The sequence below is a fragment of the Paenarthrobacter sp. PH39-S1 genome, from assembly GCF_030063245.1.
GTDB lineage: Bacteria > Actinomycetota > Actinomycetes > Actinomycetales > Micrococcaceae > Arthrobacter_M.
In genome coordinates, this window is sequence record NZ_JASISR010000051.1 from 1 (window position 1) to 20,855 (window position 20,855).

Genomic DNA, 20,855 nt, shown 5'->3' on the forward strand with positions numbered 1-20,855 from the left:
CGCAGCGCCAGGGCCTGGGAGGACTTGCGCCTGCGGGTCCACCGAGAAAGCTGATCGCGTTCTTCCTCGGTGAGGATCAGTTCAGCCTTCGGGCGTCCAGTGCGTGCCATACACCAATTTTAACACTCATTCAACGAATTTACGACGCAGGACACTAGAACCTCTCCGTTTAGTCGAGGCAGAACTCGTTTCCCTCCGGATCGTGCATCGTGATGAAACCGGACTCCATCGCCGCCTTGTCGGGCTCGACCCGATAGGCGCGAATCGCACCGAGCGCCTCCAATCGATCGGCCTCGGTTTCGAGGACGTTCATCCGATCGTCACCCTCGAGGCCGGGCGCCACACGTACATCGAGGTGAAGCCGATTCTTGACGACCTTGCCCTCAGGCACGCGTTGGAAGAAGACGCGCGCATGTGGGCCCTCGATGGGGAGGATCGCTGAACGTGAGTTCCACTGGTCGCGCGGCACGCCAAACGCTTCGAGGGCCGCATCCCACGAGTTGAATCCGTCGGGCGGCGGTTGCACCCGGTAGCCGAGCAACTCGGCCCAGAAGGCCGCCAGCCCAGCGGGGTCGGCGCAGTCGAACGTGATTTGCACTTCTTTCGTCATGGACTGATTCTCGCAAGACGACCAATCGACCACAAGCATCGTCCTATGGACGACGACGAACTGAAGGCAGCCCACTTCGACGCTGGACCGCGTGGTGGGGGACTCGATATACAGCGGTGCGCTTCCCTGCTTGGAACCGGGCCGGCGGCCCGTTCAAGGACGGCCTGAACCAGACGAGGAAGTACGTCGCCTCCTCCAGCCCCGACGCCGACTGCCCTGGCCGAACTCCACGCTCCTCAGCGGCGACGTCCCCGCCGAAGTAGCTGCACTGCATGGGACGGAGCTACTGATAGAACGAGCGGTCAGGGACAAGCCGAACAACTGAGCTGCTACGCACGCCGACGGGACGCTTCGCCGACGGCAGCCTTCGTCGGAAGTGAACTCCTGCCCCAAATCTAAGAGCCCGTCACATCGGCTGGGCGGCCGATGCAGCGGGCTCTTACGGTGTGCTTGCGGCGGAACTACACGCGGGACAGTTCCTTGTCGCGGGCATCCGCGGCCTCTGCCGCGCCGGCGACGTTCGCCGCATCCTCTGTGGGCGTGTCGTCGGCGAACGGGTCGCCGTTCCGCGGAGCGTTGTACAGGGCCAGATCGAGGATTCCCTGGCGCTTGGCCACGATGGTCGGAACCAGAGCCTGGCCGGCAACATTGACAGCGGTGCGCCCCATGTCCATGATGGGGTCGATGGCCAAAAGCAGCCCGACGCCGGCAAGCGGCAGGCCGAGGGTGGAGAGCGTCAATGTCAGCATGACGACGGCGCCGGTGGTCCCGGCCGTTGCGGCGGAGCCGAGGACGGAGACCAGCACGATCAGCAGGTACTGGCTCAGCTCAAGATGGATGCCGAAGAACTGCGCCACGAAGATGGCGGCGACTGCCGGGTAGATGGCCGCACAGCCGTCCATCTTGGTGGTCGCACCCAGCGGGACGGCGAAGGACGCGTAGCCGCGGGGGACGCCGAGGCTGCGCTCGGTGACGCGCTGCGTGAGCGGAAGGGTGCCAATCGAAGACCGGGAGACGAAACCGAGCTGAACCGCGGGCCAGACGCCGGAGAAGTACGCCTTGATGGACAACCCATGGCTGCGGATTAGGATCGGGTAGACCACGAACAGCACCAGCACGAGCCCGGCGTAGATGGCCACGGTGAATTTCCCCAGCGAACCGATGGTGTCCCAGCCGTAGGTCGAGACGGCGTGGCCGATCAGGCCGACGGTGCCGATCGGGGCCACCCGGATGACCCACCAGAGCAGCTTCTGGATCACGGCGAGGGCGGAAGCGTTGAGTTTCAGGAACGGGTCCGCAGCCTTGCCGACCTTCAAGGCGGCGATGCCGACGACGATGGCAATCACCAGGATTTGCAGCACGTTAAAGCTGATGGACGTGGTGACGGTCCCAGACTGTGCCACCGTCGAATTGGCGCCCAAACCCAGGAAATTCTTGGGGAACAAGCCCGTCAAGAAGGACCACCAGTCTCCGGTTTTGCCGGTGTAGCTGGTGGGGGCGGTCTTGTCGGTGCCGGCGCCCGGCTGAAACAGCAGACCCAGGCCGATGCCGATGCTCACAGCGATCAGCGCGGTGACGGCGAACCAGAGCAGCGTGTTCCACGCGAGTTTCGCCGCATTGGCGACTTGGCTCAGATTCGCGATGGAGCTGACGACGGCGGTAAAAATGAGCGGGACGACGGCGGCCTGCAGCAGCGAGACATAGCTGCTGCCAATGGTGGTCAGCGCCGTGTCCAGCCCATTCGGGACGGCCTGAGGACCCGTACCCAAGGATTTGGCGATCAGGCCCAGAGCCAGGCCGATGATGAGAGCGGCGATGATCTGGACGCCAAAGGATGCAGCCCACTTAGGCAGCTTACGGCCGTGCTTGTGGACGGTGGGGTTCTGGGCGGTTGAAGTCACTCCCATACGCTATGACCGAGCCAATAGCATATTCCAGTCCATGTTGCGAATTATGACGACCGTGATTTATTCCCGAGGCCGCAGATCGGCGTCATTCGGCGCATTTTGGGGTATTCCTCGATCTGCTGTGAAGAACCTCACCCCAGAAGGGCAGCCTTAAGCGAGTCCAGACCAACGGAGCCAAGATTGAGCGCCTGAGTGTGGAAGGCCCTAAGATCAAAATCCGCACCCTCCCGCAGCCGGCACTCGTCGCGTATCTGTTCCCATATCCGCTGTCCGATCTTGTATGACGGCGCCTGCCCGGGCCAGCCCAGATACCTGTTGAACTCGAAGTCCAGCTGACCGGCACTGATGTCCAGATTCTGCTGCAGGAATGCAAGCCCCGTCTCAGACGTCCAGGTTCCCTGCCCCCAGGCCGGCGGGATCTGCAGCTCCAGATGAACCCCGATGTCGAAGACCACGCGCGCGGCTCTCATCCGCTGACCATCCAGCATGCCCATCCTGTCGCCCGGATCGGAGAGATAACCCAGTTGGTCCATCAGCCGCTCGGCGTAGAGTGCCCAGCCCTCGCCGTGTCCGGAGACCCAGCAGGCGTTGCGCCGCCATGTATTCAGCAGCCCGCTTTGGTACGTGGCGGTGGCCACCTGCAGATGGTGCCCCGGCACGCCCTCATGATAAACCGTCGTTGTCTGCGCCCAAGTGGTAAAGGAAGCCTCGCCAGCCGGAACCGACCACCACATCCGGCCCGGGCGGGAGAAATCCTCACTGGGACCGGTGTAGTAAATGCCGCCCTCCTGGGTCGGTGCGATTCTGCATTCGAGCGTGCGCATGATGTGTGGAATGTCGAAGTGCACGCCGGCCAGCTCCGCCACCGCCTTGTCCGCAAGCTCCTGCATCCAGTCCCGCAGCGCCGCGGTTCCCTGCAGCTGGCGCGCCGGATCCGCATTCAGGACCTCCTTGGCCTCCGCAATGCCGGCACCGGGATTAATCTGTTCGGCCACCTGCTGCTGCTCGGCGATGATCCGTTCCAGCTCCTCGACGCCCCAGGCATACGTTTCTTCAAGGTCGACTGCGGAACCCAGGAAAGCGCGCGAGGCCAGTTCGTAGCGCTCACGGCCGACGGCGTCCTTCGCCGGTGCCGCGGTCAGCAGCTCGCCGCGAAGGAAATCGGTGAGTGATTGATAGGCCCGGCGCGCTGACTGCGCGCCGTCGGCCAACCGGCTGGCGGTATCCGCCGGAAGCACGCTCCCGGTTTCGGCGCCGCCGTCGGCCGTTTCAGGCCGGTCGAGCCGTGCATTGGCCGCCAGGGTGACGAAAAATCCGTCCTCGGCAGCATGCCGTTCGGCCTGTTCAATCACGTTCTCCACCTGCCGGCGGGCGGCGACGAGACCGCACCCGGCACCGGCCCGCAGGGACTCGATGTAGCCGTCCATCGCTGCTGGAACGTTGGCCAGCCGACCGGCAATGTGTTCCCACTGCTCCACCGTGGCCGTGGGCATCAGATCGAAAATGGCACGGATGTTCTGCGCCGGGCAGGCGATGTTATTCAGGTCCGCCAGATTCCAGCCGGTGGCATGCAGCTCCAGCTCCAGTCCGAGCCGCTCGCGCATCGCATGCAGCGTGGTCGTGTCCACGCCGTCCTCCGGCTCCAGGGCGGCCAGTTGGTCCAGCGTCTGCCTAGCCGCGGCAGCCATGGCATCGTGCCCGGCCGGGGAATAGTCGCGGTACTCGGTTTCGTGGCCGGGGAGCCCCAGCTCCGTGGCGAAACCGGGATCCAGCTCCAGCAGCCGGTTCGTGTAGGCATCGGCTACGGCGTCGATGGCGGTGGGCGTGCGGGTCGGTTTCAGCGCGTCGTTAGTCACCCGGACGAGCCTACCGCCAGAGTTTTTCCATAGGAAGGACAGCTTCGCCAGCACGATGGCCACCATTCGCGGAGGGGTGCCACAGCGACACCATCCATGGTAAACCGGAGTCATGAAACTGGTACGAGGTATGCTTTGCGGCGCCGCAGCAGGAGCCGCCGGCACCACCGCCCTGAACGCCGTCACCTATCTGGACATGGTCCTGCGCGGTCGACCGACCAGCGATACTCCCGAAAAGACGGTGGAAAAGGTCGCCGAGGTTGCCCACCTGAAAATTCCCGGCAGCGGCGAAGAACGGAAGAACCGGGTGGCCGGGCTGGGACCGATGACAGGGCTGGCGGCGGGGATAGGTGTGGGCGCCATCTTTGGGTGTGCACGTTCCGCTGGTCTGCATCCGGGGCCGGCAACCAGCGCCCTGCTGGCCGCTGCGGCCGCGATGGCCGGCGCGGACGGGCCGATGAGTGCGCTGGGCATCACCGACCCGAAATCCTGGTCCGTTGTGGACTGGATGAGTGACATCATCCCGCACCTTGCCTACGGAGCCGTGACCGCCGCGCTGCTCCGCGAACTGCTGCCCGCACGCACAGCCTGACGCGCCGCCCCGGAGTTCGGTTCGGTAGCTCCAGCGGCCAGGCCACAGTCCTTCCGCAAACCTGCATGCACTGATTGCAGTGCATGCACTGCAATCAGTGCATGCAGGATCACGCTGCGGATGGCCGCCAGCCGTTATGCCCGGCTGCGGCGCCATGCTCCAGGCCCTGGCTTCGGGGCGAGGTTCAGCGCCGCGCGGCGCACCCAATGACGTTGCGCGGGGCGTACAGGGGCGTCGTCTTCGGCCGGCTGTAGAGAGAACACGACGGCGGCCAGTGCGGCCAGTTCCTCGGCCGACGGCGTGCCCCTGAGGATCTGCAGGACCGGGGTCTCGGCGGGCTTGACCCGCGGCTGGGGTTCGGCCATCGGGGTGGGTTCGGCAGAGAGGCCGCCACGCGGCCGTGACCGGCCTTGGTCGACCATCGGCTCGGTGGCCGGTTGGGAGGTATCGGTACTCATAGCGGAATGTTTCCGTGTTTTTTTGCCGGCAGGCTGGCCCGCTTGTCCCGCAGCGCGCGCAGGCCCCGCACCAGGGCGATCCGGGTGTCCGACGGCGCAATGACGGCGTCGACGTAACCCAGCTGGGCGGCCTGATAGGGGTTGAGCAGCTCCTCTTCATACTGGCGGACGACGTCCTGGCGCTTCTGCTCAACATCTCCGCCGGCCTCGCCGACGGCGGCCAGCTCGCGGCGGTACAGGATATTCACCGCTCCCTGGGCTCCCATCACGCCGATTTGGGCGGTGGGCCACGCCAGGTTCAGGTCCGCGCCGAGCTTCTTGGAACCCATCACGATGTACGCTCCGCCATAGGCTTTGCGGGTAATGACGGTCAGCTTCGGAACGGTCGCCTCGGCGTAGGCATAGAGCAGTTTGGCCCCGCGGCGGATGATGCCCTGGAACTCCTGGTCCTTCCCGGGCAGGAAACCGGGCACGTCCACGAGGGTGATGATCGGGATGTTGAACGCGTCGCAGTGCCGGACGAAGCGGGCGCCCTTCTCCGAGGCGTTAATGTCCAGCGTGCCCGCGAACTGCATGGGTTGGTTGGCCACTATGCCGACGGTGTGTCCCTCAACGCGGCCGTAGCCGATGATGATGTTCGGCGCGTACAGGGCCTGCATTTCCAAGAAATGACCGTCGTCGACGATCTGTTCAATCACCGCGCACATGTCGTAGGGGTGATTGGCGGAGTCCGGAACCAGAGCATCCAAGGCCAGGTCGCCGTCGTCGACCTCCAATTCCTGCTCGTGTTCCGTGACGGGACCCTCGGCCAGGTTATTGGATGGCAGGAAATCCAGCAACTCGCGGACAAACTCGACGGCGTCGGCCTCATCCGTGGCGAGGTAGGTGGAGGTCCCCGTGGTGGCGTTGTGCTGGCGGGCGCCGCCGAGGGTCTCCATGTCCACGTCCTCGCCGGTGACGGTTTTGATCACGTCGGGGCCGGTGATGAACATGTGGCTGGTTTTGTCCACCATGATGACGTAATCGGTCAGCGCGGGGGAGTACGCGGCGCCGCCGGCGGAGGGACCCATGATCAGTGAAATCTGCGGGACCACGCCTGAGGCATGGACGTTGTTGCGGAAGATGTCGGCGAACATGGCCAGCGAGGCGACTCCCTCTTGAATTCGGGCGCCGCCGCCGTCCAGGATGCCGACGACGGGGCAGCCGTTGCGGAGGGCGAATTCCTGGACCTTGACGATTTTTTCGCCATTTACCTGGCTGAGCGAGCCCCCGTAAACGGTGAAGTCCTGGCTGTAGACCGCGATGGGCCGGCCGTCCACGGTTCCGTATCCGGATACCAGGCCGTCGCCCAAGGGTTTTTTCTTCTCCATGCCGAAGGCCGTGGACCGGTGTATTGCCAGGGCATCGAACTCGGTGAAGGAGCCCGGATCGATCAACATGTCGATGCGCTCGCGGGCGGTGTGCTTGCCCCGGGCGTGCTGCTTTTCGACGGCGGCAGGGCCGGAAGGCTGCTCGGCCGCCGTCAGCCGGTCACGGAAATCCGCGATCTTTCCTGCGGTTGTCGTCAGATCATGGCTCATATGCTCTCCGGCTCGGTTGGCTGTTCAGGTTCTTAGGTCAGGTGCTGCAGTCAGTAAGTTTCGGTCCGGCCCGCACGCACGGCCAGCGGCGCGTTAACCAGCGGCGCGTTAAGTAGGAAACAAACAAAGCAGGGAACGTCCTCCCCAGTCTAATGAGGGATCGGCTGGCTATCTGTGTAGCAAACCTACAATTTCACCGCGATTCACTATCGCGGTTCAGTGCGGCCGGGGCCATGTTACTGATCAGTAATACAACTATTGATCGGGGATTAGGCTGGGTCCATGAGCACTTTATCCAGTTCAGGCGGTACGTCCTCATGCCGAGGGTGACGCATTCTGCAGGGGACGCCGGGACGCCGGGACGCCGGGGCGCACGCCGCCGGGGCCCAGGCCGCTGGGGCGTACCATTTCGGCAACGGCCGGTCGCAAGGTGAGGGAACGAGGAAAGTTCATACGGCTCCTAATGGTCCGGCCGCTGATGTTGCGCGTGCAATTTACGCGTCGGTTTTAAGGAGAAAGATGAACTCCTTGGCATCCGCTGCCGGTGGCTGTCCGTCCGCATTCTGGACAGCTACCGTCGCCAGCCCTGCGGCCGCAGGACGGCGCCATCCGTCGCCGTCGACTCTTCGACAAGCCCGAACTGCTTCACGGGCGTGGCGAGAGGATAAGGAGAGGGACCAGCGCGGAGCCCCCCTTCGGCCAGATGCACGCGGATGCCGCGGAGAGCCCGAAGTGCGGTGTCATCGTCGGGCAGGAGCGTGGAGGTTGGGCCGGCCAGGAAGATGGATCGGTAGCGCCGTGGCCGCGGTGAAGCTCACGTATGGTTCGGCGCTCTGGCTGGTCGACGTGAGAGGCGCGTAGAGCTCCGCGACCAGGCCGGTATCGAAGTCGGGTGGATCGATTGTCACATTCTACGGAGTACAGCCGGCCGCCATCACCGTAGCCAGATAAGGTGCCGTGACGCTGGTGTTGATGGTGAGCAGTTCCGGCGGGGTGGCGGCGGCAATGACTTGGCCGCCCTTGTCCCCGCCGCCCGGGCCGAGCTCTATTACCCAATCCGACGCCGCGACAACGTCCATGTTGTGTTCCACCGTGATGACCGTATTACCTGCGGCCGTGAGCCTTCCAAATACGGCGATGAGATCGCGGACATTTGCCGGGTGCAGACCGCCGGTGGGTTCATCCAGGACAAAAATGGTGCCGGTTTTCCCCGGCCGCTGAAGCTCAGTGGCAAGTTTGACGCGCTGTGCTTCGCCGCCGGAAAGCTCGGTGGCAGGCTGCCCCAGGCGCAGATAGGCCAGCCCCACGTCGGACAGTGCGTTAAGCGACCGGGCCACGGAGGGCGAATCGGAAAAGAATTCCTGGGCCTGGGTCACTGTCATGTCCAACACCTCGGCGATGTTCGCGCCGCGGTACGTGACTTCAAGGGTTTTGGGGTTGTACCGCGAGCCGTGGCACGTAGGGCAGGGGGAGTAATCGTCCGGCATGAATATCAGTTCCACGCTGATGAATCCTTCGCCACGGCAGGTAGGGCAGCGTCCGGCGTCGACGTTAAAGGAGAATCGGCTGGCAGTGAAGCCTCTGGCGGCCGCTTCCGCTGTGCCTGCGAAGAGATGCCGCACGCCGTCGAACAGGCCGGTGTAGGTGGCGGGATTGGAACGCGGCGAACGGCCGATAGGTTTCTGGTCGATGGAAATGACACGTTCCGGCGCCACCGCAGCCGCCCCGGCAGACGCTGAGCCAGCAGCGCCGGCAGGATCAGCGCCCCGCCCATCCGGCCCGCCGTCCCCACCGGGGGATTCACCCTGCTGGGATTCAACAGAGTTGATCAGCTCGGTCAGCAGGGAGGTCTTGCCGGAGCCGGACACGCCCGTGATGGCTGTCATCACGCCCAGCGGTATCCGGACCGTGATGTCCTGCAGGTTATTGCGGGCCAAGGGCCCGAAGGTCCGCCAGGACGACGGCTCCCGGACGGTGTGAGCGGGGGTGCCCCCGGACGGAAACATGAACGCCGCCGTCGCCGATTCATGTACCCGCTCCAGACCTTCCGGTGGTCCGCTGTAAAGGATCGTGCCGCCCGCGCTTCCGGCCTGCGGGCCGACGTCGACAATCCAGTCTGCGCGCCGCGCTATCTGAAGGTCGTGCTCCACGGCGAACAATGAGTTTCCGGCGCCGATGAGGTCGCGCAGCGAGGCATAGAGGGCGGTGGCATCCGCCGGGTGGAGGCCGGAAGACGGCTCGTCCAGCACGTAGAGGACACCGAAGAGTCCGGAACGCAGCGCACCGGCGAGCCTGATCCGCTGCAGTTCCCCGGGCGAAAGGTCCACGCTGGAGCGGCTCATCGACAGGTAGCCCAGACCGAGCCGGATGATGGCCTCGACCCGGCTGCTGAGATCTTTGACCAGGGACCGGGCGGCGGAGGCAGCGGGCGCACCATGCCTGTCCGGGCCGAGGGCCTGTGCCGTTAAGCCGACGTTCAGTACCTCGTTCAGGCTGGACAGCGGCATCGCCGCCAGCTCCGAAATGTCGAACCCGCCAAAGGTCACTGCCAGAGCCTGCGGATGCAGCCGTTTGCCGTGGCAGGTGGGGCACGGGCCGGTGATCATAAACGGCTCCAGCCGGGCGCGCTGGGACGCGGCTTCGGTCTTGGCGTACGTGCGCAACAAATACTTTTCCGCGGACTGCCAGGTCCCGTTGTAGGGCCGCTTATTGCCGCCTTCACGGGCGTGGACCACGACCGTTGGCTCCTCGTCGCCGAACAGGATCTGCCGGCGGTCCTTGGCTGGAAGCCTGCGCCACGGAACGTGGATGTCGTAGCCGAGTTCATCAGCGATTCTGCGGTAGTTCACGCCCTGCCAGCCTCTGTTCGCCCAGACCGCGATGGCGCCGTCGTCGATCGACAGGGACGGATCCGGGACCAATAGCTGCTCCGTGGTGCTCCGGGCAACGCCCCCTCCGTGGCAGGTGGGGCAGGCGCCGGCAACGGTATTGGGCGAAAAGGCGGCCGCCGGCAGGTGCTCGGCGCCCTCAGGATAGGTCCCGGCGCGGCTGAACAGCAGCCGGAGCACGTCCGACGTTGAGCTGATGGTGCCTAATGAGGAACGCGAACTGGTTGCCCCGCGGGCTTGCTTGAGCGCGACGGCGGGCGGCAGGCCGTCCAATAAAGCCACCTCAGGGACACCGGCCTGATCGATCAGGCGCCGCGCATAAGGGGCAACGGACTCGAAATAACGCCGCTGCGCCTCGGCGAAAATAGTTCCAAAGGCCAGCGAAGATTTGCCTGAGCCGGAGACACCGGTGAAGACGACGAACGAGTCGCGCGGGATATCCACGTCCACGCTGCGCAGATTGTGCTCGTTGGCACCGCGGACCCGGACCCAGCCCGAGGACCCGGCGGGAAGGTCAGCGCGGATCGCCGCGGGGGGCGCCTCGGGGGCCGCAATGTGGACCGCCTCGAGGGCCACAGTCCGGACCGCCGCGGGGGTCGCCTCGGGGGCCGTTCTCCGGATCGCCGCAGCGACGGGGACGGCGGGGACAGCTGTTTGGTTGGGATGCGCCATGGTTCCACCGTAACAACCGACTCTGACAGGTCACCTGTCGGTGCCGCCAGGTGACCTGTGGTTTTTGTTATTGCCTGCAGGCTAGTGCCTGCAGGGCGGTGCCTGCAGCCGGTGCCTTGAAGGTCGGTGCCTGCAGGGAGTGTCAGGAGGCCGGATAGGATCGGAGGTATGACTCCGGAGCCCGTTCCCCTAGACCTGAACCGGCTGCGTCGTGCGCTGATACCGCCTGACGGGCGCTACAGCCGGATGGATCTGGCCGCTTCAACTGGTTCCACGAACGCGGATCTGGTGGCGGCCGCGGCAGTGGCGAGCGGGTCCCCTGAAGCGGAACGGTGGCCTGACCTGAGCGCGCTGGCGGCTGAGGAGCAGCTTGCCGGGAGGGGGCGGCTGGACCGGACGTGGGTGTCCCCGCCGGGGAGTTCGATGATTGTCAGTGTGCTGCTCCGACCGGAAAATGCCGGCAAGCCGTTGCCGTTTACGGCGTATTCGTGGCTGTCTCTGCTTGCCGCGATTGCGCTGATCGAGTCTGTGGGAGACGTTGCCGGCGTCCGGGCCCAGCTGAAGTGGCCCAACGACGTTCTGGTCAACGGAAGGAAGGTGGCTGGGATTCTGGCGCAGCTGGCGTCGCCGAAAATGACGGCCGCGCAGACGGCCGTTTCGTCGTCGGCCGGCCCCGTCGACACGGCCGGTCCAATTGTTATTGTGGGGACAGGCGTCAACGTGTCGCAGAGCCCGGATGAACTTCCGGTGGAGACCGCAACCTCGCTGGCCATCGAGGGAGCGTTGACGCTGGACCGGAACGTCCTGCTGCCCGCCTACCTGGATCGTTTTGCTGCGCTTTACCTCGCTTTTTGTGCCGTGGACGGGGACGCTCGACGTCCGTTGGACGGAGGAGAGAGTCTGCTGCAGCGGGCGACGGCGGCAATGGTCACCTTGGGAACGCAGGTGCGCGCGGATCTCCCTGGCAATAAGAGCATTTTTGGGCTGGCCGTGGGTCTGGATATGACCGGTTCGCTGCTGCTGACCGATGCTTCGGGGACTACGCACACCGTTTCGGCCGGCGACGTGGTCCATTTGCGCCGCCACGTTGCCGGCAGCCCAGGTGGTTCTGGCGCGGCATGTGATTCGGCCGCGGCAAGTGGTGCCCGTGAGGCAAATCATTCCCATAGGGCTCGCGGTTCCGGCGCTTCCAGCCGCTATGCGTAGCCGGCTTGCTCCGGGGGAACAGGTCATTGTGCAGAGCCGGCCCCAAGCGCGTGCATTAACCGGCCCCGCCGTGGTCTTCATCCTGATTCCGGCGGTCGTCGGGTTTACTCTGGCGTGGCTGAGACGCGGCGGATTGGAGCGGTTGTCCAGCCAGACGGCGGCCTGGCAGCAACCGCTGCCGAGTGCCGTCGTCGTCCTCGGCATTGCCGGTCTTGTTCTGTACCCGACGCGCATGTTTCTGCGCTGGGCCGGCACTCGATACACGCTGACCAGCCGCCGGATCATCGTGCGGCGCGGCTGGCTGCGGCAGTCACGTCAGGACATTCCCCTCGGCGCGGTCCGTAATCTGGGCACGCGGCAATCCTGGCTGCAACGGATATTGCGCTCCGGGAATATAACCTTGGACATGGGGTACGAGGGGTCGGCATCCGTCAAGGACGTGCCGGAGGTGGCCCGGTTCCGTGATTTTGCGCTGGACGCGATCAACGAATTGCCGCACACGGCGCTGACCGGCCCCGAAGGTGATTGGAATTATCCGCAGGATGCTTGATCGAGATGGGTGGGAGGAACTGGACCATGGAAGACGCTAATGGAGTGCCGGAAACTTCCGGATCCCGGGCGGCGGTAGCGTTGATTCCTGTGTCCAAATGGGGTACCGAGCCGGCAGGATCCGCTTTCGCCGGACATGTCGGGGAAACCGGGCAGGGACCCGGGCCAGAGCCGGAAGTGCATCCGGAAACCGCTCCTGAACAGGAAACCGCTCCTGAACAGGAAGCCGCTTCGGCGGGCGAAGCCGAGCGGCTGCGGGAGACCGGCCCGGAAGCGGAGTCTGCTCCCGGTTCCGGGAGTTCGCCGGCTGGGGAACCCGCTGCGGATAGGAGTCCCGTTTCGGGAGCCGTTCCAGAAGCCGTTCCCGAATCCGTTCCGGAAGCGGCCCCTGAAGCCGGGGCACCCGAGGCAACGGACACGGCCGGCGGTGCTGACCTTGGCCCCGAACGAAGCGCGTTGCAGGCTTTGGAGGCCCGTCTGCTTGGCGGAGAGCGCAAGTTCCGCCGCCGGGAGGTGGCCCACGGCGCGGGCGTTTCGCTGTTGTCGGCGCGGAAGCTTTGGCGCGCCATGGGTTTCCCGAACCTGGGCGACGACGATGTCGCTTTCAGTGAGCGGGACCAGGATGCGTTGACCACGGTTATTGATGTGGTGCGGTCCGGGCTGCTCACCGAGGATGCAGCCATTTCGGTCACGCGGGCTGTCGGCCAGATGACGGACCGGATGGTGGTCTGGCAGATCGAGGCTCTGGTGGAGGACATCGCTGAAGAGCGTGGTGTCAGCGATGCCGAGGCGCGGCGCACATTGGTGTCCGAGTTACCGGATCTGATTGACCCGATGGAAAAAATGCTCCTCTATTCTTGGCGCCGTCAACTCAACGCCGGCGTGCAGCGCCTTGCCGTGCGGGCGCAGGCCGGTCTGGATTCGAGCGCCGAAGGCCGGCACGGGGCCGAGGACGACGCGCCGCTGCCGTTGGCCCGCGCCGTCGGCTTCGCTGATCTGGTCAGCTACACGAGCCTGTCCCGCCGGATGAACGAGAAGACGCTGGCCAAGCTGGTGCAGCGCTTTGAGAATAAGTGCGCGGAAATCATTTCCGTGGGCGGTGGCCGCCTGGTCAAGACCATCGGCGACGAAGTACTTTTCAATTGTGAGACCCCGGTGGCGGGGGCGGAGATCTCGCTCGCCTTGGCTGAGGCCATGGCGGCTGACGATTTCCTGCCGGAGGCCCGTGTCTCAATGGTCTGGGGCCGGGTGCTCTCCCGGCTGGGGGACATCTACGGGCCAACGGTGAATCTGGCTGCGCGGTTGACGGCCCTGGCGGAGCCGGGCACGGTGCTGATCGACTCGAGCACGGCTGCGGCGCTGAATGCGGACGACCGTTTTGTGTTGATTCCCCAGGAGGTCCAGCAGGTCCGCGGCTTCGGGGCGATCCACCCGGTCGTGCTGGCGCGCGGGCGCGGCGAGGGACTTGTCGTCGACTGACGGACGCCCGACTGACGAATGCCACGACTGACGGACGCCCGACTGACGAATGCCGCGGCGAGGGACTTGTCGTCGACTGACGGACGCCTGGCCGCCGGACCACGACTGACGAAAGCCCGGCGTCCGGGGACCGGCAGGTGCCACCGGATATCTTCGCTGTGGCAGCGCAACCAGCCTCTATGACAGCCGCACCGTGGATCTGGGCGGTCCGACCCTGATGGCCGGCATGGCCGCCGGTTACGATGGGGAAATGATTGATCAGCTCCCAGCCGTGGCAGATCCGTCCTGTTCTATGTCCACAACACCTCTGACATTGCGCAGGGATGACGGCCGCGGTTTCTTGAGAGGACGCGCATGAACGCTCATCAGGGCAGTCTTTCCCCTACGCCGTCGGATCCCGCGCCGACCATCCGGCTCAGCTGCGGATACGGCACGGACCGGGGGCTCCGGCGGGAGCTGAACGAGGATTCCCTTCTCGCGGCCGACCCGGTTTTTGCGGTGGCAGACGGCATGGGCGGCCACGAAGCGGGAGAGGTGGCAAGCCGGGAATGCGTTAGCGCGCTGAGACAATGCGCCGCGCTGGCAGCCGGTTCGCGGGATGCGACGGCGGCAGATCTCCAACTGGCCTTGCAGCAGGCCGACGCCCGCATCCGTGAGCTGACGAATTCGCGGGCCGGGACCACCGTATCCGGTGTGGTGCTGGTGGAGGAGCGCGGCGTTCCGTACTGGCTGGTTTTCAATGTCGGGGACTCGCGGACATATCGGCTCAGCCAGGGCAAATTTGAACAGGTGACTGTGGACCATTCGGAGGTCCAGGAAATGGTGGACGCCGGGTTCATCACCCCTGCTGAGGCGCTGGTCCATCCACGCCGTAATGTTGTCACCCGTGCCGTGGGAACGGGAGACGATGCGCAGGCCGATTACTGGCTGGTCCCCGTCGAAGAGGGCGACCGTTACATGGTCTGCTCCGACGGACTGAACGCAGAACTGACTGATGACGAGATCCACCGGATACTGAGCACCACGGCAGGTCCCCAGGATGCTGTTGATTCACTGGTTCAGTCCACTCTGCGCTCCGGCGGCCGGGACAACGTCACTGTGATCATCGTCGATGCAAGGGCTGTCCTCAATAACGCTGCCCAGTGACGGTGGTGCCTGAACGCCCCAAACGTCCGGTTCCTGATCCACGATGACGCATTTCGCGCCCAAATATTCATATCGACATCGAGTACCACGACGGTCCTGGACGTGTGCACGTTTACCCTCTGACCCGACTCCGTAAGGGCGCGCCACCCGGGAGAAGAGCAAGGGCACGTTAGAGGAGCTGATCGAGTACATCAACAGGATCTTTGACGGCTCCGGGCTCGACCCGTCAACAGCTCATGTAGATCATGCCGAGGACCTGCGCCAGATTGCAGTCGCCGATATTTGGGCGCATTTCTCGGCCAGAGAGTCCCATCACTCCCGACAGATTGCCGAGTCGTTCGGCTCTGATCCCGCACGCTACGACCGGACGCGGTCCCGCTACCCGCAAGCCATGGTGGTGCGGATCGTCGCCGCCAGTCCCGGGCTCGAAGTGCTCGGCGTCGGCATTGAACCGGTGTGTCCGCCCGAACCTTCCAGACGGCGGGCTGCCGGGTGCTCGGCATGGACGTCGATGTGAGGATGGCCGGGTTCGGCCGCCGCAGCGCGATGGTCGGCTGGCCGTGTTCTGGAACGTGTTCCAGCCTCCGTCCAACCTCGCGGAAGCCTTCGCACGCGGTCTACCGCCGGGTGCTGCCCGGCTCGCCGTTCTCCCGCGGGACATCCGGCGGCCTCGGCCGAAGGACTGGCCGAATCTCCACTCTGCGCCTGTGTCTGTGCCATAGGGCAAGATAGAACAGTGAGTAAAGCCAAGGATATTGTCGATGCCATTCCCGGGTCCGCCGGGCGCGTCATTCCGTCCGAGTCGCTGCGCGAGGACTACGAGGCGCTGGCCGATAAGGTGCGCTCGTACCGTTTTGCGTATTACAACGACGACGCGCCGCTGGTTTCGGACGCGGAGTTCGACGCGCTGTACAGGCGACTCGAGGAAATCGAAGCGCTCCATCCTGAGTTGATCAGCAATGACTCGCCCACCCAGGAGGTGGGGGGCGACGTGTCCGCAGCCTTCGCCGCCGTCGAACATCTGGCCCGGATGTACAGTCTGGAAGACGTCTTTTCGGTGGAGGAGCTGCAGGCGTGGCTGCGGCGCGCGGAAGGATCCGTGGCCAAACTGGGTGCGCAGGCGCCGCTGAAATGGCTGACCGAGCTGAAGATCGACGGGCTGGCCGTGAACCTGTTGTACCGGGACGGGAAACTGGTCCGTGCAGCGACGCGCGGGGACGGCACCACGGGTGAGGATATTACCCACAATGTGGCAACGATCAAGGACATTCCCCAGCGGCTTAAGGGCCAGAAGCTGCCGGCGGAGGTGGAGATCCGCGGTGAGGTTTTTATTGCCTCGAAGAATTTCACTGCGTTAAACGAGACGATGGTGGCCGCGGGGAAGGCGCCGTTTGCCAACCCGCGCAACGCCGCCGCAGGCTCCCTGCGGCAGAAGGATCCGGCGGAAACGGCGAAGCGTCCGCTGAGCATGTACGTGCACGGGATCGGCGCCCGGTCCGGGCTGGACGCGGCGAGCCAGTCTGAGAGCTACGAGCTGCTGAAGTCCTGGGGGATGCCCACCAGCCCGTATTTCAAGGTGCTGGACAGCGAGGACGAGGTGCTGGAGTTCATTACGCACTTCGGTGAGCACCGCCATGACCTGGTGCACGAAATCGACGGCATTGTGGTCAAGGTGGATGACTTTGCCACGCAGCGCGCGCTGGGCTACACCTCGCGGGTGCCGCGCTGGTCGGTGGCCTACAAGTATCCGCCGGAAGAGGTCAATACCAAGCTGCTGGACATCGCCGTCAACGTTGGCCGTACGGGACGCGTCACACCCTACGGGGTGATGGAGCCCGTGCTGGTGGCGGGTTCGACGGTCACGATGGCAACGCTGCACAATCAGGACGTGGTCCAGGCCAAGGGTGTGCTAATCGGGGACACGGTGGTGCTGCGCAAGGCGGGGGACGTGATCCCGGAAATTGTCGGTCCCGTCGTCGCGCTCCGTGACGGCTCGGAACGTGCTTTTGTGATGCCCAGCCATTGCCCGTCCTGCGGCACGGCGCTGGCCCCGGCCAAGGAAGGCGACGTCGACCTGCGCTGTCCCAACGCGAAATCCTGCCCGGCGCAGCTGACTCAGCGCGTGGCGCACTTGGCAGGCCGCGGCGCCTTCGATATCGAGGCGCTCGGAGATGAAGCGGCGCTGGCGCTGACCCGCCCGGCCGCACCGGACACCCCGCCGCTGACCACCGAGGCAGACATTTTCAGCCTCACAGCCCAGGACCTGTCCGAGGTGATGGTCCGACGGGAGAAGAAAGCGAAGGGGGTGCCGACCGGCGGAAGCGAGCTGGTGCCCTACTTCTATACCAAGGCGACGGCGAAGAAACCGTCGGTCCCGGCGGCAAACACGGAGAAGCTGTTCCGCGAATTGGAGAAGGCGAAAAGCCAGCCGCTCTGGCGGGTATTGGTGGCACTGTCCATCCGGCACGTGGGGCCGCGGGCCGCGCGCGCGCTCGCCACGGCGTTCGGCTCCATGGATGCCATCCGTGCGGCCTCGGTGCCGGAGCTGGCGCAGGTGGACGGCGTCGGGCCCGTTATTGCCGAGGCGCTAACGGAGTGGTTCACCGTGGACTGGCAGCGGGAGATCGTGGACAGCTGGGCCGCTTCCGGGGTGCGGATGGCGGTCGAGGTGGACGAGACCATGCCGCGCACCCTGGCCGGTCTGACCATTGTGGTCACCGGGTCGCTGCCGAACTTCAGCCGGGACGAGGCGAAAGAGGCCATCATTACCCGGGGCGGGACGGCTTCCGGTTCCGTTTCGAAGAACACCAGCTACGTGGTGGCGGGGGAGAACGCGGGCACCAAGCTGGACAAGGCCGAACAACTGGGCCTGACGGTGCTGGATGAGGATGGATTTGTGAAGCTACTGACGGAGGGAACTATATGAGCGCGGAACTGCTCGAAGAACTGTTGGCGGTGGCGCGGGACGCCGCCGCCGCTGGGGCCGCTGTGCTGGCTGGCCGGGACCCGTCTGCCTTTGCCGCCACGGCTAAAACCTCGGACGCGGACTGGGTCACCGCCTTTGATCTGGCGGCGGAACGCGCGGTGCGAAGCGCCATCTCGGCCGCGCGCCCGCATGACACCATAACCGGGGAGGAATTGGCGCCGGCCGTTTCCGCCAGTGCCTCCGGCTATCGCTGGTCCGTGGATCCACTCGACGGCACCATGAATTTCATCCGCAATATCGCCTACTACTGCACCTCGGTGGCCGTAACAGGGCCCGACGGCGGCTGGCTGGCCGGCGTCGTCGCCGCACCAGCGTTGGGCCGGACCTACTATGCGAGCCGCGGCGGAGGCGCGTGGCTGTCGGATCGAGGCCCGGACGGGGTTGCGCGGGTGCGCCGGCTGGACGGACCGCTGGCGGCGCGGAACGGAAATCTGCTCGCCACCTCACTGACCTACGACCGGACGATCCAAAGCCGGCTCGCATCGGAGCTGGCCGGGAGGATGCAGGGGTTCAATGACTTCCGGCGGCTCGGATCCGCCGCTCTGGAGCTGTGCGCCGTCGCCGACGGCGGGCTGGACGCTTATCTGGAATACGGACTTTTCGAGCACGATTTTGCCGCCGGAGCGTTGATTGCAGAAGAGGCAGGCGCCTGGGTGCGGCGACCGCAGCTGAGCTCTGCCCTGAACGGTCTTCCGTCCTCGAGCGAGACGCTGTCCGCGTGGACGGCGGCGTCGGTTCCGGTGCTGGCCGGAACCTACACCCCGCCGGAATAGCCGGGGACAATGAGCCGCACCGGGAGTACGGGACCCGTTGAGGTCTCGTTCTGCCCTGTAGGTCTGCTGGGGCGTAGTCTCGTGACATGACCGCAGAGCAGCTGCTGCAGAGGATCTGGCAGGGCCTTGGCGGCGCCGCGGACGGCGACGACGGGGTCCTGTTCCATGGCAGCAGGACGTTGCCGTCCGCCTTCGCGGTCACGGACCTGGCGGCAGCCTCGGTGGCAGCTGCGGGGGCGGCGGTGGCCGGGCTCGTTGAAACGTTCGGCGTGCCGCGGCCGCAGGTCCGGGTGGATCGGGGACTGGCCTCGCTGTGGTTCGGCCAGTCCTTCCGTCCGGTGGGGTGGGAACTTCCGTCGGCCTGGGATTCCTTGGCCGGGGATTATCGGACCCTGGACGGCTGGATCAGGCTGCACACCAACGCACCGCACCACCGCGCTGCGGCGCTTTCGGTGCTTGGCACGGCCGCCCCGCCGGAACCTTCGGGAGCGCGGGCCGTTCCGGAGCCGGCTCACCCGGGAGCCGGACCGTCACGCGCAACGGTCGCCGCCGCTGTCGAACATTGGCGGGCTGCGGACCTGGAGCACGCGGTGCTGGCGGCCGGTGGCTGTGCGGCGCAAATGCGCAGCGTCGCGGACTGGGCGATGCATCCGCAGGGCGCCGCGGTGATAGCGGAGCCGCTGATCCACTGGGACGGGCTGGGACGGGCTGCACTGCGGGACGCGGGCACGCCGGAAAGGCCGCTGGACGGCGTCAAGGTGCTGGATCTGACCCGGGTGCTGGCCGGGCCGGTGACGACCAGGTTCCTGGCTGGATATGGAGCGCAGGTGCTCCGGATCGACCCGTTGGACTGGTTCGAACCGGCGCTGGAACCGGAAATGACGGTGGGAAAGAACTGCGCGCGGCTGGATCTGAAGAAGCCCGACGGTTTGCTGCGGTTCAAGACACTCCTGGCTGAGGCCGACATCCTCGTGCACGGGTACCGGCCAGGCGCCCTGAATCGAATGGGGTTGGGGCCCTCGGTGCTGGCAACGGACTACCCGGGTCTTGTCACTGCCGCCCTGGATGCCTATGGCTGGACCGGACCGTGGGCCGGCCGCCGCGGCTTCGATTCGCTGGTGCAGATGAGCTGCGGGATTGCCGACGCCGGCATGCGCCACTACGGTTCGCCCGCTCCGCGGCCCTTGCCAGTCCAGGCTTTGGACCACGCCACCGGCTATCTGCTGGCGGCCGCCACCGTGCTGGCTTGGATCCGGCGGCGAGGCGGGGAGGCGACCGCCGTCCGTGCGTCGCTGGCCCGCACCGCCGTCGAACTTGTTGGCACTTCCGAAGGAATCGGTGCAGTCGGGCTGATGGGGACCGGACCTTCAGACGTCCCGTCCGCCGCCGACCAGGCGGCCGCGCCGGAGCAGACCGTTTGGGGAGCGGGACTGCGGCTGCCGATGCCGGTGGAGGTTGCCGGTGTTCCGGTCCGCTGGGATGTTCCGGCCCGCGGTTATGGATCCGCGCCGCCCCGGTGGTAGCGCAGAACCACCGGGACCCGGCGTCGGCAGCGCGGTGGTAGGGCAGAATAGATAGGCGGCATCCGCCGCGGCTTTCGTCCCGCCGTCGATAGGAACACCACGCAGCCCATGAGCGCCACGATCACCGTGCGGCCCGCAGCACCCCCCGATTATACCGAAATAGCCCGCATCACCCGGGATTCCTACCTGGCGGCGGGGTATTTTGACGACGCTGAGCATCCGTACATGCGGCAGATCCAGCAGGTTTCAGATCGGGCCGCATTTGCGCCGATCTGGGTGGCAGAGCGCGACGGCGTAATTGCCGGGTCGGTCACGCTGGCGCGGGCCGGGGACAAATTCGCGGACATAGCCCGCCAGGACGAGCTGGAATTCCGCATGCTGGTGGTGGATCCCGCCGTCCAGCGCGGCGGGATCGGCCGCGCGCTGGTGCAGGCGATCGTGGCCCATGCCAGGGAACTCGACGGTGTCAGCGCCGTCAGCCTGACCACCGGACGGGACTGGCACCAGGGCTCCTGACATGGTGAGGTATTCAGTGTGGGTTCAGGGGTTTTTGATTTCGTAGCGCAGGATGAGCCCGGTGCCTGGGTAGCGGATTTGGGTGGTGGTGAGGTGCTGGCAGAGTTCTCTGAT

The 20,855-nt window shown here is 65.6% G+C and carries 15 protein-coding genes; 9 read left to right on the top strand and 6 right to left on the bottom strand.

The features are described from left to right. Positions 1-169 precede the first annotated feature (169 nt). From QMG52_RS19990 to QMG52_RS20000, 3 genes are all read right to left on the bottom strand, one after another. A complete protein-coding gene (locus QMG52_RS19990; protein ID WP_283562173.1) occupies positions 170-610 on the bottom strand; it encodes a VOC family protein in 441 nt (146 codons plus the stop codon). A gap of 461 nt (positions 611-1,071) precedes the next feature. Further along, on the bottom strand, positions 1,072-2,511 hold the full coding sequence (locus QMG52_RS19995) for a dicarboxylate/amino acid:cation symporter (protein ID WP_502920580.1): 1,440 nt from the start codon (positions 2,509-2,511) through the stop codon (positions 1,072-1,074). A gap of 137 nt (positions 2,512-2,648) precedes the next feature. Then, entirely contained in the window at positions 2,649-4,373 is a 1,725-nt protein-coding gene (locus QMG52_RS20000) for a DUF885 domain-containing protein (RefSeq protein WP_283562175.1), read from the bottom strand. Between the two features lie 112 nt (positions 4,374-4,485). Between QMG52_RS20000 and QMG52_RS20005 the strand changes: the two genes are divergently transcribed. Then, positions 4,486-4,965, top strand: a complete 480-nt coding sequence (locus QMG52_RS20005; protein WP_283562176.1) for a hypothetical protein — start codon at positions 4,486-4,488, stop codon at positions 4,963-4,965. A gap of 134 nt (positions 4,966-5,099) precedes the next feature. Here the strand turns inward: QMG52_RS20005 and QMG52_RS20010 are convergent, their stop codons facing one another. From QMG52_RS20010 to QMG52_RS20020, 3 genes are all read right to left on the bottom strand, one after another. Next, positions 5,100-5,423 carry an acyl-CoA carboxylase epsilon subunit gene (locus QMG52_RS20010; protein WP_349361773.1) on the bottom strand — a complete coding sequence of 108 codons (324 nt, stop codon included), beginning with the start codon at positions 5,421-5,423 and terminating at the stop codon, positions 5,100-5,102. Then, on the bottom strand, positions 5,420-7,003 hold the full coding sequence (locus tag QMG52_RS20015) for an acyl-CoA carboxylase subunit beta (RefSeq protein ID WP_283562177.1): 1,584 nt from the start codon (positions 7,001-7,003) through the stop codon (positions 5,420-5,422). The genes QMG52_RS20010 and QMG52_RS20015 overlap by 4 nt, the downstream gene beginning before the upstream one ends. Positions 7,004-7,914: 911 nt before the next feature. Further along, positions 7,915-10,563: an excinuclease ABC subunit UvrA gene (locus QMG52_RS20020; RefSeq protein ID WP_283562178.1), complete on the bottom strand. Its 2,649-nt coding sequence runs from the start codon at positions 10,561-10,563 to the stop codon at positions 7,915-7,917. Between the two features lie 168 nt (positions 10,564-10,731). Here QMG52_RS20020 and QMG52_RS20025 point away from each other — a divergent pair, with 168 nt between their 5' ends. The 8 genes from QMG52_RS20025 (at position 10,732) to QMG52_RS20060 (ending at position 20,741) form a co-directional block, all read left to right on the top strand. Next, on the top strand, positions 10,732-11,769 hold the full coding sequence (locus tag QMG52_RS20025; RefSeq protein WP_283562179.1) for a biotin--[acetyl-CoA-carboxylase] ligase: 1,038 nt from the start codon (positions 10,732-10,734) through the stop codon (positions 11,767-11,769). Next, positions 11,762-12,319, top strand: coding sequence for a PH domain-containing protein (locus QMG52_RS20030; RefSeq protein ID WP_283562180.1), 558 nt, complete (start codon positions 11,762-11,764; stop codon positions 12,317-12,319). The genes QMG52_RS20025 and QMG52_RS20030 overlap by 8 nt, the downstream gene beginning before the upstream one ends. 251 nt (positions 12,320-12,570) lie before the next feature. Then, positions 12,571-13,797 (top strand): adenylate/guanylate cyclase domain-containing protein, encoded by a 1,227-nt coding sequence (locus QMG52_RS20035; protein ID WP_283562186.1) that lies wholly within the window; start codon positions 12,571-12,573, stop codon positions 13,795-13,797. Positions 13,798-14,151: 354 nt separating this feature from the next. After that, a complete protein-coding gene (locus QMG52_RS20040) occupies positions 14,152-14,943 on the top strand; it encodes a PP2C family protein-serine/threonine phosphatase (RefSeq protein WP_283562181.1) in 792 nt (263 codons plus the stop codon). A 736-nt stretch (positions 14,944-15,679) separates the two neighbouring features. Beyond that, complete coding sequence (gene ligA / locus QMG52_RS20045) at positions 15,680-17,869, top strand: NAD-dependent DNA ligase LigA (RefSeq protein WP_283562182.1); 2,190 nt, start codon at positions 15,680-15,682, stop codon at positions 17,867-17,869. Next, positions 17,866-18,702 carry an inositol monophosphatase family protein gene (locus QMG52_RS20050; protein ID WP_283562183.1) on the top strand — a complete coding sequence of 279 codons (837 nt, stop codon included), beginning with the start codon at positions 17,866-17,868 and terminating at the stop codon, positions 18,700-18,702. Before ligA ends, QMG52_RS20050 begins: the two co-directional genes overlap by 4 nt. 86 nt (positions 18,703-18,788) lie before the next feature. Beyond that, positions 18,789-20,225, top strand: a complete 1,437-nt coding sequence (locus QMG52_RS20055; RefSeq protein ID WP_283562184.1) for a CoA transferase — start codon at positions 18,789-18,791, stop codon at positions 20,223-20,225. A 108-nt stretch (positions 20,226-20,333) separates the two neighbouring features. Next, complete coding sequence (locus QMG52_RS20060) at positions 20,334-20,741, top strand: GNAT family N-acetyltransferase (RefSeq protein ID WP_349361774.1); 408 nt, start codon at positions 20,334-20,336, stop codon at positions 20,739-20,741. The last annotated feature ends 114 nt before the right edge of the window (positions 20,742-20,855 follow it).